11 protein-coding genes are annotated in these 14158 nt (G+C 32.0%); 6 read left to right on the top strand and 5 right to left on the bottom strand.

What is annotated here, in order from left to right; all coding sequences use genetic code 11:
- Window positions 1-216: 216 nt before the first annotated feature.
- The 4 genes from Q4Q34_RS06325 to Q4Q34_RS06310 all read left to right on the top strand — a co-directional run bounded on the left by Q4Q34_RS06325 (window position 217) and on the right by Q4Q34_RS06310 (window position 4609).
- Window positions 217-1350 carry a helix-turn-helix domain-containing protein gene (locus Q4Q34_RS06325; protein ID WP_303316418.1) on the top strand — a complete coding sequence of 378 codons (1134 nt, stop codon included), beginning with the start codon at window positions 217-219 and terminating at the stop codon, window positions 1348-1350.
- Window positions 1351-1494: 144 nt separating this feature from the next.
- Window positions 1495-3138 (top strand): serine hydrolase domain-containing protein, encoded by a 1644-nt coding sequence (locus Q4Q34_RS06320; protein ID WP_303316417.1) that lies wholly within the window; start codon window positions 1495-1497, stop codon window positions 3136-3138.
- 361 nt (window positions 3139-3499) lie between these two features.
- A complete protein-coding gene (locus Q4Q34_RS06315; RefSeq protein WP_303316416.1) occupies window positions 3500-4129 on the top strand; it encodes a hypothetical protein in 630 nt (209 codons plus the stop codon).
- A gap of 192 nt (window positions 4130-4321) precedes the next feature.
- A complete protein-coding gene (locus Q4Q34_RS06310; protein WP_303316415.1) occupies window positions 4322-4609 on the top strand; it encodes a YciI family protein in 288 nt (95 codons plus the stop codon).
- Between the two features lie 224 nt (window positions 4610-4833).
- Here the strand turns inward: Q4Q34_RS06310 and Q4Q34_RS06305 are convergent, their stop codons facing one another.
- On the bottom strand, window positions 4834-5265 hold the full coding sequence (locus Q4Q34_RS06305; RefSeq protein ID WP_303316414.1) for a tellurite resistance TerB family protein: 432 nt from the start codon (window positions 5263-5265) through the stop codon (window positions 4834-4836).
- A 346-nt stretch (window positions 5266-5611) separates the two neighbouring features.
- Here Q4Q34_RS06305 and mfd point away from each other — a divergent pair, with 346 nt between their 5' ends.
- Complete coding sequence (mfd, locus tag Q4Q34_RS06300) at window positions 5612-8956, top strand: transcription-repair coupling factor (protein WP_408611528.1); 3345 nt, start codon at window positions 5612-5614, stop codon at window positions 8954-8956.
- A 122-nt stretch (window positions 8957-9078) separates the two neighbouring features.
- Window positions 9079-10407, top strand: a complete 1329-nt coding sequence (locus Q4Q34_RS06295; protein WP_303316412.1) for a TlpA family protein disulfide reductase — start codon at window positions 9079-9081, stop codon at window positions 10405-10407.
- A 49-nt stretch (window positions 10408-10456) separates the two neighbouring features.
- Here Q4Q34_RS06295 and Q4Q34_RS06290 read toward each other — a convergent pair whose 3' ends face one another.
- The 4 genes from Q4Q34_RS06290 to Q4Q34_RS06275 form a co-directional block, all read right to left on the bottom strand.
- Entirely contained in the window at window positions 10457-10816 is a 360-nt protein-coding gene (locus Q4Q34_RS06290; protein WP_303316411.1) for a YraN family protein, read from the bottom strand.
- A gap of 163 nt (window positions 10817-10979) precedes the next feature.
- The gene (locus Q4Q34_RS06285; RefSeq protein ID WP_303316410.1) at window positions 10980-12140 is read right to left on the bottom strand and encodes a metal ABC transporter permease; all 1161 of its coding nucleotides are present in this window, start codon (window positions 12138-12140) and stop codon (window positions 10980-10982) included.
- Window positions 12133-13260, bottom strand: coding sequence for a metal ABC transporter permease (locus Q4Q34_RS06280; protein ID WP_303316409.1), 1128 nt, complete (start codon window positions 13258-13260; stop codon window positions 12133-12135). The genes Q4Q34_RS06285 and Q4Q34_RS06280 overlap by 8 nt, the downstream gene beginning before the upstream one ends.
- Window positions 13261-13383: 123 nt before the next feature.
- Window positions 13384-14157, bottom strand: a complete 774-nt coding sequence (locus tag Q4Q34_RS06275; protein ID WP_303316408.1) for a metal ABC transporter ATP-binding protein — start codon at window positions 14155-14157, stop codon at window positions 13384-13386.
- Between the last annotated feature and the right edge of the window lies 1 nt (window position 14158).

Below are 14158 nucleotides of genomic sequence, written 5' to 3'. Positions count from 1 at the left end.
TTTGACTATGAAGTTGCGAAGCGATTTTGATAAAGTTGAGAAGTTATGGAAAGTAAAAAAACTGACTGATAGCATAATGATTATCGACAGAACTATAGAAAAGGAAAACAAAAATTTTAGTTTCTTAACGACAACTGAAGAAAATATAAAACTGATTAAAAAACATTAGCTAACAATTGTTATGTACAATTACAAAAACAATAAAACTCTATAAAAATGGATAAACTTACTATAGTAGGTACTATTACTTTAGTTATTCTGGTTTTTTCTGTGCTACTATCCTTTTTTTTACTAACTGTAAAATCTAAAAATAAAATAGCAAACAGATTATTAGCCATTTATTTTATTGTATTTGCAATACATATTAGTGTTTTCTTCTATTCTCAATATATAGAGTTTCCAACTGTTCTTGAAATGTTACGAGATCAAACTATTGATTTATCTAGTCCGTTACTTTTTTTGTATCTATTATCTAATATATATTCAGATTTTAAACTTCGTTTTATACACCTCTTACACTTACTTCCTTTAATTATTGGCATTTTAATATTTACCCCTAGATTTTATGGCGTTAGTGAAAGTGAAAGAGTTCTTTTTACTGAAAATTTCAACTCTCAAATTGAAGTTAAAATTAGCTATGTAGTTAGTACACTTATTAGCTTATTTTACTTGGTTTTAATGTTTATTGAACTAAAAAAATACAAAAAGCTACTTATAGAGAATTATTCAAATACAACTTCTTTTAACTACAAATGGTTATATCAATTAACCTTAGTTGTTTCATTTATTTTTGCATTTTCCCAATTTAAACAATTGTATAAATTTATAGGTAGTGATATAGATACTTTAAATTTAATGAGATTATTACTTATATTAGTTTTATTAGGCTTTCTATTTTGGATTGTATTGAAAAGTATGTACCAACCAGAGTTATTTAAGGCTATAGATACTAGACATCTTTTAGTAAATGAAGAACTAAAAAAAACGGATTTAGTTACAGAAGTTGATAGTGTTGTAAAGTCACAAATCCAAAAGCTGCAGCATTTTATGGAAGAGAAAGAACCCTTTCTTGATGCTTCATTAACTATTCAGAAATTGGCTTATCAATTTGGAATGTCCTCACGAGAATTATCTATTTTAATCAATCATCATCTAAATCAGCATTTTTTCGATTTCATAACAACGTATCGTATAAAAAAAGCGATAACATTAATAGAAACCCCTTCAAATAAAAACCTTACTATTTTAGAAATTTTGTACGATGTTGGCTTTAATTCTAAATCTCCTTTCAATAAGGCTTTTAAAAAACATACAGGTTTAACACCAACTGAGTATCGATCAAGTATTTGATAACAAACACCTTAACATAAAGTAGTACGTTCTCTAAAAAAGTAACACGCATTTATAGTATAAAAAAGCGTACTACTTTATTTAGTTGTACGCCATACTAACAACTTCTTTTCACTTTTGTCTTGAATTTAAAATAAAACAAAAATGAAAACGCTTTTTTTATCAATCTTTACTTTATTAACCTTTTCTGTTTTTGCGCAAAATCAATCGCAAGATATCAATGTTCAAAAAATAGAGGTATTACTTAATGAATATCTAATTAAAAATAATCCCGGAATAGCTATTTCTGTAGTCAAAGATGGAAACGTCATCTATAAAAAGAATAAGGGTTATTCAAATTTAGAACATATGATCCCTATAACAGATTCCACAAAATTTGTTGTAGGGTCTATATCAAAACAATTTACTGCATTCTCAATTTTATTATTAGAAGATGAAGGAAAACTTTCTATAGATGATGACATTACAAAATATTTGCCCGAACTCAACGGATTACCTTATAATATAACCATTAGGCATTTTCTAAACCACACTAGCGGATTTAGAGATAATACAGATTTAAATAGTCTTAAAGGTAGAACAGATTTAGATTGTACAAGTCAAACACAAATGGTAAATCTATTATTAAGACAAAAAGGATTAAATTTTATACCAGGCTCTAGGTTTCAGTATTGTAATTCGGGTTATGTCCTGTTAGCAGAAATTGTGAAGCGTGTTTCTGGGATGACTTTTGCTAAGTTTGCTCACAAAAGGATTTTTAAGCCTCTAAGTATGAAAAACAGCCTGTTTTTAGATGATCCAAGTCTAGTGGTAAAAAACAAAGCGCTTTCTTATGTTAAACAAAATAACGAGTATTATTACATTCCAATTAATAGATCTATTGTAGGATCTACAGGACTTTATACTACAATAAGCGATTTGTCTCTTTGGGCTAATAACTTTGACAATCCAATCATTGGAAGTAATAGCATATTTAAAAAAATGGAAACTAAAAGTCGTTTAAACGATGGAGAGATAATTCCTTATGCTTTAGGTCAAGAATTAAAAATATATAAAGGTTTAGATGTTATTTTTCACGGAGGTGGAGATGCAGGTTATAGATCGTATTTGTTAAGAGTGCCAGAACACAAACTTAATATTGTGGTTTCTGGTAATTTTGAATCATTCAATCCTTTAAATATCTCTTATGGATTATTAGATGTTTTTTTATCTAATTACATTAAAGAGCCTATTAAAAAAGAACGGCCAAATTATACAAATAAGACTTTAAAAAAGTTTGAAGGAGACTATCAAGTTTTTCCAGGTTTATATATAACTATTTTAGCCGAACAAGACTCTCTCTTTTTTAAGAGTTATGGTTATGATGATAAATTGAAACTACCTGTATCGGGAAAAAATGAATTTGAATTTCCAGCCAGAGCACATAGTAAGTTAAAGTTTATAAAAGATAGTCTTAATTGGCATTTTTCAGACTTTTATTATCCTGCAAAAAAAGTAACTCTAAATCCGCCAAAATATGCTAATATAGATTTACAAGAACTTAAAGGAATTTATAAAAGTGATGAAGTTGAAACGTCCTATGAATTTATAATAAAAGATAATAAACTAATAGCTACTCATAACTTTAATAGAGACATAGAATTAAAGCCAATAGACAAAGATAGTTTCATAACTGATTTATCATACATTAGCCGTATAGAATTTACAAGAAACAGCAAAGGAAACATTGATGGATGTAAGATATCGGGACAAAATTCCTATGATGTACTATTCTCTTTAAGTGAATGAAATAACTGCTCCCGCCAGTTTGTAACTGGTAGTGCGAAAATAGATAACCATCTTATTTTTTCTTACTTGGTACGGCACTAGTAAATACTAGCGTTATGAGGATTAATATCTCGATAAAGGAATTCTTTGATTCTGAGATGTTTTTATAAAACTTTTCAAGCAGTACATAAAGCAAAGAAACCATACTTAATTTTACATAAATGTCCCCTTTTTATTGGTAAAATATGATGGCATAAATAGAGAAAGATATTTCTTATATTTGGTTTGTATATTAGAAATAAACGCCATAAAGTGCGTTTATATAATTGTTACCATGCATTAAAGAGAAAACCTATTAAATTGAGGCAATAAAGGAAAAATTATGACAGTAATAAACCAACTTTCATCATCATTAGGGCAAAAAGGAAATGATGCGAATATAACTTTAGCGAAGGAAATTGCAGAAGCTGAAGATAGGAATGCAATTAAGGAACTTGTTGAGAATTTGAAAAACAAGGATAAAAAAATTCAAGCTGATTGTATAAAAACTCTTTATGAAACTGCCTATATAAAACCTGACTTGATTGCTAATTATTATAAAGAATTTTTAAACCTATTATCTAGTAAAAACAATAGATTGATTTGGGGAGGAATGATTGCTTTAGCGACAATTACAGATTTGAAAAGTAAGGAATTATTTGAATCAATAGACTTAATTTCAGATGCAGTAGGTAAAGGTTCTGTAATAACAGTTGATAGTGGTATCGAGATATTCGCAAAACTTAACAAGCATTCCGAGTATCAAGACAAAGTTGAAAACTTGTTGACTGACCAATTATGGAAATGTCCAAGTAAACAATTGCCCCAGTACATGGAAAAATCGACTATATCAATAAACGAAAAGAATAAAGAAATTTATCAAAAGATTATTAATATACGGAAGTCAGAATGTGAAAAGGAGTCGCAATTAAAAAGGCTTGATAAAGTATGGAAACTTATTGAAAAAATATAAAAACGCATGGTAACAACGTGTATAATTAATGGCTAGTTCTCGCCTACTTACGAAAATCCTAGCGGATTTTCTATTCAGTTTTTATTTACTAATTAGGTGCTTAAACACGCCACTAATCATACACAAGCACGTTATCACCAACCGCAACAAACACAATAATAACTAAAACCTGAATTGAAAAACAAATAATAAATGTTCATTATAAATCTGACTTACAAAACGGAACTGGAAAAAGTTGACCAACATTTAAACGAACATATTGAATTTCTAAATGAGCAATATGAATTAAGAAATTTTATCGCTTCTGGACGAAAAATTCCAAGAACTGGTGGAATAATATTGTCTAAAGTTGAAAACAAATCGGAATTAGAAAAAATTATTGAAAAAGACCCTTTTAAAATAAATGAATTAGCCGATTATCAATTGATTGAATTTATACCGAGTAAAACTTGTGAAGAACTGAAATTTTTAATAGAATAATAAGTACGAACACACAACAGTGTATAAAAACAATAGTTAGTTTTAGCTAAACCAGTGTGAGTTGCTTTGTTTGCTTGTATCTTATTTTTCCTCGCTACCGCCCCGCTACCCCCGCTACCGCCAGTTTATAACTGGTGGCAGTTAAGCAAGGTTTTAAACTTCTAACAAAAAATGCGTCAGTTCAAACTAACGCATTTTTTATATAAAGTATGATAGGGTTTTATCTATTCATTCATATGCTTTATTTCATGAATAAAAGTGTCTAAGTCCACACCGTTATTTACCAGAGTTAAAGCCTTATCGATAATATATTTTACATTAACAGCATGAAAACCAAGCCCAACACCAATTTTTTTCAATAGTAAGTTTTCAGAATCTCCTTTAATGGTATCTACATGTACCATACGCACTAAATCGTATAAACGCTCTAAACGGATATCATAAGATACAGGCGGGTTTATAGGGTGGGATTTATAATTCTTTAAAATAGCTTTGTAATCTGCTTCACTAATATCTAGATTATGAGCTAAGCGATCTAAAAACGCTTGTTCCTCATCTGTAATAATACCATCATCCATGGCAACACGTACAATGGCAGCGAAATGGTTCTCATTACGCTTTTTAAATCCACTATCAAATAAATTTGAAAACGACATATCTTATTCTTTTTGTTTTTAAAGTCGTGCAAACCTACATATTTTTTACATAAAATGAAATGAAAATAGGATAAAGTAAGCGCTACTTTGCTCAATATTAACAAATAAAAATATATAGCTAAAGTAGGTTGCTTATTAAATTAAACCCTAAGCTTTTTTGTATGGAATTTTACACACAAAATACAACCTTTTTAGTTTGCCTTGAGTTTCGCCTGTAATAAGTTGTTAATGGGAGTGAAAGACCATATCTTCTTATAAGTTTAAATTTCATTTATATTTAACTTGTAAAAAAACAGTAAAGACTATATTTGTAGTCTTAAAACGCAAAAATAAGGTGAGTAAAATCATGCTTGAACAGACCTACGCACAGACTTTGCAAATGCAAAATCTGCAAACTACTATTGCCCAACCTCAAACAAAAATACATTTAAAAGGACTTGTAGGATCTTCTTTTTCATTTGTGATTTCTAGTATTTTTAAGCAAGCTGAAAAACCATTTTTAATTGTTTTTAACGATAAAGAAGAAGCGGCATTTTATTTAAATGATTTAGAACAGCTATGCGGTGATAAAGATGTATTGTTTTACCCTGGAAGTTACCGCAGACCCTACCAAATAGAAGAAACCGATAATGCGAATGTGCTGTTACGTGCAGAGGTTTTAAATCGAATAAACTCGCGTAAAAAACCAGCCATAATAGTCACCTATCCAGATGCTCTTTTTGAAAAAGTAGTGACCAGAAAAGAATTGGAACGCAATACATTAAAAGTATCGATTGGAGAAAAATTATCCATAGACTTTGTAAATGAAGTGCTGTTCGAATATCAATTTAAGCGTGTCGATTTTGTAACCGAACCTGGAGAGTTTTCAGTACGCGGTGGTATTGTGGATGTGTTTTCATTTTCGCATGACGAACCTTATAGAATTGAGTTTTTTGGAGATGAAGTAGATAGCATAAGAACCTTTGATGTAGAGACTCAATTGTCGGTAGAGCAGATTAAGAAAATTAATATTATCCCTAATGTTGCTAATAAGTTTTTAGAAGAAAAAAGGCAAAGCTTCTTGAAATATATAGCTCAAAAAACAGTGGTTTGTTTAAAGCATACTGATTTATTCTTTTCAAGGATTGATGATTTTTATAGTAAGGCAGAAGACGCTTTTAAAACGCTTTCAACAGATATTAAACATGCCGAACCAAACGAACTGTTTTGTAATTCAACCTTATTAAAAAAGCAATTATTAGATTTCACAATAATTGAGTTTGGGACACAGCATATCTTTTGTGATTCTGAACATAGTGAAGAATCTCAAACTATTGAGTATAACACAACACCACAACCCTCATTCAATAAGCAATTCAATCTTTTAATAGAAGACTTAAACACCAATCATAACAAAGGTTTTACTAATTATATTGCTTGTGTAAGTGAGCAACAGGCAAAACGTTTTAAAGATATTTTTGATGACGTTGAAGAAGACGTGTCTTATCAAACTATTGTGCTCTCTTTACATCAGGGCTTTATTGATCATGATAATAAAATGGCGTGTTATACAGACCATCAAATTTTTGAACGGTATCATAAATTCCATCTTAAAAATGGGTATGCCAAAAAGCAAGCCATCACTTTAAAAGAACTTACGAATTTAGATATTGGCGATTATGTAACACATATCGATCATGGTATTGGGCGTTTTGGAGGCTTGCAAAAAATAGATGTAGAAGGCAAAAAACAAGAAGCGATAAAATTGGTTTATGGAGAGCGTGATGTTTTATATTTAAGTATCCATTCACTTCATAAAATCACTAAGTTTAATGGTAAAGATGGGAAACCACCTAAAATATATAAACTTGGTAGTACGGCCTGGAAAACTTTAAAACAGAAAACGAAAGCTCGTGTAAAACACGTGGCATTTAACTTAATAAAACTTTACGCAAAACGTAAAACAGAAAAAGGGTATCAGTACAATCCAGATAGTTATATGCAGCATGAGTTGGAAGCCTCGTTTATTTATGAAGACACACCAGATCAGAGTACTGCGACTGCAGATATTAAAGCAGATATGGAAAGCGAACGCCCAATGGATAGACTGGTTTGTGGCGATGTTGGCTTTGGAAAGACCGAAGTTGCTATTCGCGCAGCATTTAAAGCCATTGATAATGGAAAGCAAGTAGCTGTTTTGGTCCCTACGACCATTTTAGCATACCAACATTCCAGAACATTTAAAGAACGATTAAAAGATTTTCCCGTTACGGTCGATTATGTGAATCGGTTTAGAACAGCAAAAGAAAAACGTGAAACACTAGAGAGCTTAGAAAGAGGCAATATAGACATCATTATAGGCACACATCAACTCGTAAATAAAAATGTAAAATTTAAGGATTTAGGGTTGTTAATTGTTGATGAAGAGCAGAAATTTGGGGTAGCGGTAAAAGAAAAACTAAAGACATTAAAAGATAGTGTTGATGTATTGACCTTAACTGCAACACCTATACCAAGAACGCTTCAGTTTAGTTTAATGGCAGCGCGCGATTTATCGGTTATTACAACACCGCCGCCAAATCGTTATCCAATAGAAAGTCATGTTATTCGTTTTAATGAAGATACAATTCGTGATGCTGTGAGTTATGAAATTGAACGTGGTGGACAAATATTTTTTATCCATAATCGTATTGAAAATATTAAAGAAGTAGCAGGCATGATTCAACGTTTAGTGCCAGATGCTAAAATAGGTATTGGTCACGGACAAATGGACGGCAAAAAATTAGAACAACTTATGTTAGCATTTATGGATGGTGCATTTGATGTTTTGGTAAGCACGACTATTGTTGAAAGTGGACTTGACGTACCCAATGCAAATACCATTTTTATTAATAATGCGAATAATTTTGGGTTGAGTGATTTACACCAAATGAGAGGCCGTGTTGGAAGAAGTAATAAAAAGGCATTTTGTTATTTTATTACACCAGAATATTCTGCTATGACGGATGATGCCCGAAAAAGGATTACCGCCTTAGAACAATTTACAGAACTTGGTAGTGGTTTCAATATAGCGATGAAAGATTTAGAAATTCGAGGAGCTGGTGATTTATTAGGAGGTGAACAAAGTGGTTTTATAAATGAAATAGGTTTTGATACGTATCAAAAAATATTAAACGAAGCCATTGAAGAACTTAAAGAAAATGAGTTTAAAGACCTGTATAATGAATCTGATGAAGATAAAGTGTATGTAAAAGAAGTCACTATTGATACCGATTTTGAATTGCTTTTTCCAGATAGTTACGTTAATAATATAGCAGAGCGATTAAACCTATACACACAATTAAATAATTTAAAAACAGAGGACGAATTAAGTGTCTTTAAAACAGAATTATTAGATCGTTTTGGAGAATTACCAGAACAAGTGACCGATTTATTAAATAGTGTCCAAATTAAGTGGTTAGCCACTAAGATAGGTTTTGAGAAAGTTATTATGAAACAAGGAAAGTTTATTGGTTATTTTATTAACGACCAGCAAAGTAATTTCTATCAAAGTAGTAACTTTACAAAAGTCTTGCAGTTTGTTCAAGCACATTCAGATATTTGTAAAATGAAAGAAAAACAAACTCGAAACGGATTGCGTTTAATGCTTACTTTTGATGATATAAAATCTGTAAAACAAGCATTGAAAACATTAAAGCCTATTATGGCTTAATTATTGTTTTATTAAAAAAACACCTTGATTTGAAGTATCAAGGTTGCATTTAAACATGTCATTCTCGCACCTGTGCTGAACTTGTTTCAGTAAAAGCGGGAATCTAAAAATAGAGTATAATTTTGAACCGCTTATTCTTTTTAACAGTTTTATTACCAGGTATCCTTATTGCTCAACATACCATTAAAGGCAAATTTTCACCGGCAAAAGATTATAATGTAGCGTTGTTATATAAAGTAACGCCCACATTATCGGAGTATATTGCAAATGCTGAAGTAAACGAAGATGGAACATTTCAATTTAAATTAGATTCTACAGCGACAAAAGGCATGTACAGGATTGTATATGCGGTGCCCCAAGAAGATTATAATTTTGATGTTATCTACAACGGAAAAGAAGATATACATCTCACTTTTAACTCTGAAACTGGGGTCACTTTTCAAAACTCTATTGAAAACAAATTATTGGCTTCCTATACAGATAGTATGTCTATGGTGACTCAAAGTATTGGAAATTATTTTAGGCAAAAGAGTGAAGACACACTAGCATTAAATGCCATTTTTAAAACTCAAGCAGAAACACAGTCCAGTTTTGAAGCTGCTGCAAAGAATACCATTGCGCTTTCTTTTATTAAAGCGAATAAACCATATATTCCTAAAAAATTTAAAGATGTCGGAACTTACGTTGATAGTTTAAGGCACCATTATTTTGATTTTGTAAAGTTTGATGATAAAACACTTCAAAGTTCTAATTTTTTAGAAGAACGCATGCTTAATTATGTGTTTGGGATGTCATTTAATTCTGCTGATGAAATAACGACTTACAAGAAAAATATTGATGTGTTTTGTAAAGCTATGAAGCGTGCGCCAATAAAAGTTAAAAGAATTTTGTTGGTAGATTTGTGGCAACAAATGGCTGATTTAAACTATGAAGATGTTGCTAATTATATTGCAGAGACTTACTTAATGGATATCGCAGTAGAGTTAAACGATCAAGAACTTCTACACGGATTAATTTTGTTTAAAAACCTTTCTATAGGAAATGCGGCTCCCGATTTTTCTTTAGAAATACAAAAAGAGGGGAAGACAGTTACCAAAAAGATAAGTGAGTTAAATACAGCAGAACGTTATATCATTGTATTTTGGAGTAGTGGTTGTTCACATTGTTTAGATGAAGTTCCTCAATTACGAACATACATTCAATCTAAAGAAAAAGGAAACGTACAGATTGTTGCTGTCGCTTTAGAAAAAGATCCTCTGAAATGGAAAAATTTAATTTCTAATTACCCGGAATTCATACATGTTTATGGGGCTGGTAAATGGGAAAACCAGATAGGTAATGATTATGGAGTTACTGCAACACCAACCTATTTTATATTGGATAAAGACAAGCATATCATTTCAAAACCGGAAAACATAGAAGCTTTAAAACTGTTTTTTGAAAAAGAATAAGTTTAGAGGCTTGTCACTTCTATATGCTACGCTAGAAATGACAGAAAATTCAAAAATGATAAAAAGCATCTTCTAAATGCTCAATATTGAAACCTTTTCCCGCTTTCACAATAGCAATAATATCAAAACGCACTTCAACATCTAAACCATTTGCGTTTACGTAATGATCAACTGCTTTTACTAACCGCTGAATTTGTTTTGGTTTAACAAAATCCTGAGGGTTCCCAAAATCGGTTGTTGAGCGTGTTTTAACTTCAATAATGGCTAGCGTATCATTTTGTTGAGCTATAATATCAACTTCGGCTTTATCGAAACGGTAGTTACGTTCAAGAATGTTATAACCGTTTTTCAATAAAAAATCAATAGCTAATTGTTCTCCCTTTTTTCCTAATTCGTTGTGTTTTGCCATAATTTACTAAGGTAAAATATATTTTCATTCAGAGCGTAGCGAAGAATCTCACTGTTTTACTTCAAATAAAATTAAAGTAAAAAAGAGTTTTCTGGTTTCGAGCTTTTATCCATTTTTATTTCTTGATAATAGGTATTTATAAGGTTCCTTCCTCTTAATGACACTACCCCCTAAACAAAAAGAAGTCATCTTTCATATGTTCAATTTTAGAATCTTCGTTGGTTATAATATAATCAAGAGCTTGAGAAGTGAAATCCTTACCTTTTTCCGTTAACGACACAATATGATTATCAATAACAATCATGTTGTTTTTAAGAGCTAATTCTAACACCGTTTTACTCCGTACTTTTTGCCAGTTAATATGCTCATTAAGATGATTAACATGGCGTTCTACTTCTTCGCTATGATTCCTTAAATGCAGTAAAAAGGTAAGTAAAGAAACTTCAGTACGTTGCTGTTTTTCTCTGTAAAGTACAGCAATGACGCCTTTGCTGGGAGCAAATAAATAAACTATCAAAAAAAGTAAACCTAACATGGTTGTAATAGAACCAGCAATAGAAGCATCTAACCAATGTGCTAACCAATAACCGGAAATAGCGCTAAATACTCCAAAACAAATAGCGTAAACAAGCATACGTTTTAAATTGGTGGTAAGCAAGTAAGCGGCAGCAGCTGGAGCAATCATTAAAGCGACGACTAGAATGGCTCCGACGGCATCAAAAGCACCAACAGTTGTGACTGAAGAAACCGTCATAAGACCGTAATGAATAACAGCAGGTGAGAAGCCTAAAGAGGCTGCTAAACCAGCATCAAATGTGCTTATTTTTAGTTCTTTAAAAAATGCAAATAGTAGTCCAATGGTAATTAGTAAAATGCAGCTAATAATCCATAATGATTTAGGGCCAACATCTACACCAGCAATGAATAACCTATCAAAAGGAGCAAAGGCCAATTCACCTAATAAAACAGCATCTACATCCAGATGAACATCGTTAGCATTTTTAGCAATTAAAATAACGCCTATACTAAACAATATGGGAAAGACTAATCCAATAGCAGTATCTTCTTTTACCAAGCCTGTTTTTTGAATGTACTCTACCAAAACCACTGTAATAATTCCTGTTATTGCTGCTAAAAAAATTAGTAACGGTGAGTTTAAATCTTGGGTGATGAAAAACCCAATAACAATTCCAGGCAGGATAGAATGGCTAATAGCGTCACTAATCATGGCCATTTTACGAAGCACTAAAAATGTTCCAGGTATCGCACAAGCAATAGCAACCAAACTGGCAATGAGCTGTATTTCTATTTGAGCACTACTCATTATTTTCGTTTTGTTGGTTGTATAAATTAGAGGCTGTTTTAAACCCTTCTGATGTTAAACTCCACATACTACCATCAATTTTTACGTAATTTTTCCGAACTAATTTTTGAAGCGTTCCTTTTGTATATCCTTGAAAATTATTCAAGATTTTAATGGCATGAGGATGCGAGATATTTTCATGTGTTTCAGCAATATGATACATAAACGACAATGTTTTATGTAGCTGTAAATCACGGCGATTTTTGATGAATCGTATTTGTTTGAAAAGTAATCCCCGACTAGGTGAAAATATAAAAGAAACTAGAACGAATACACCAGCAACAATAACAATTACGGGGCCTGTTGACAAATTATTTTGACTGGCACTAATGGCTGTTCCAAAAACACCTGAAAATGCTCCAAAAATAGCAGCTAGAAACACCATAACCCCTAAACTATTGGTCCATTGTCTTGCAGCGGCGGCAGGAGCTAATAGCATAGCGCTCATAAGTACAACACCAACCGTTTGTAACCCTAGTACAATAGCTAATACAATAAATGTAGTGATTAAAATATCGATGAATTTTATATTAAAACCTAGTGTCTTTGTATAATCGGCATCAAAAAGAAGGATTTTGAATTCTTTCCAAAAAAGTAATAAAACTAAAAGACAAGCGCCAGTTACAATACTCATGAGCCAAACATCGCTTTCCACCAAAGTAGCTGCTTGTCCGAACAAATATTTATCTAAACCCGCTTGATTTGCATTGGGTTGTTTTTGAATAAAGGTTAAGAGAAGCATTCCGAAACCAAAAAACAAAGACAAAATGAGCCCCAAAGCGGTATCTGATTTTAAATGTGTTTTGCTAATAATGCCACGAATCCAAAACGTGCCAATGAGACCACTTATTAAAGCCCCTAATAGTAACATGTTACTATCTTTTGCCCCTGTAATTAAAAATGCAATGGCTATCCCTGGAAGTGCAGCATGAGATATGGCATCACCCAACAAACTTTGTTTTCGTAATACAGCAAAGCTTCCTAGCATACCAGTTACTGCTCCTAGAATGGCAGTCCCCAGTGTGATGGTCCTTAACGTATAGTCTGTGAAGACAAGCTTTATATATTCTGTTATATCCATAATTCCTACCTTTCGGCTGCGCTCAAGATAAACTGCGACAGGAATCTCTCCCTTTTTCGCATATTTTATTTTTATTTTCTTTTGAGTGAGTACTGTATACTGTCACTGCAAACTGTTCACTTTTCATTCCTGTATACTCACTTTATAATTAATACCATAGGTTTTAGTTAAATTATCATCATTAAAGATGTCTTTAACAGGACCAGTAGCAATTTTCTTTACATTTAAAAAAGTAACCCAATCAAAATATTCTGGAACTGTTTGCAAATCATGATGCACTACTATAACCGTTTTATTGGCTTTTCTTAATTCTTTTAAAATATTAATGATGGCAATTTCGGTAGTCGCATCAACCCCTTGGAAGGGTTCGTCCATAAAATAGATAGAAGCATCTTGTACCAAGGCTCTAGCCAGAAAAATACGTTGTTGTTGTCCGCCAGAAAGTTGACTTATTTGTCTGTTTTTAAAAGGCAGCATACCTACTTTTTCCAAGGCTTCCAAAGCTTTCTTTTTTTCTTTTTGTCCGGGACGTTTTATCCAGCCCAGACTACCGTATGTACCCATCATTACAACATCTAAAGCAGTTGTTGGGAAATCCCAATCTACACTTCCCTTTTGTGGGACATAAGCAACTAATGCGCGTTGTTTTTCATAAGATTTTCCATAGATACTAACACTACCAGCAATAGGGTTTAAAATACCAAGAATTGATTTTATGAGTGTTGATTTGCCTGCTCCATTTGGTCCAACAATGGCCATAAGAACGCCCTCTGGTATTTCTAAGTCGATATCCCAAAGTACAGGTTTGTAGTTATAGGCTACGGTTAAATCGTCTACTTTAACAGCGATTCTTCTTGCTGAGGTAGGAGTTTCTTTAACCTTTTTATCTTCGTCCATC

This window comes from Flavivirga abyssicola, assembly GCF_030540775.2.
Lineage (GTDB): Bacteria > Bacteroidota > Bacteroidia > Flavobacteriales > Flavobacteriaceae > Flavivirga > Flavivirga abyssicola.
The sequence above is the reverse complement of the archived record's forward strand: the minus strand, read 5'-3'. Positions and strand labels throughout refer to the sequence as shown.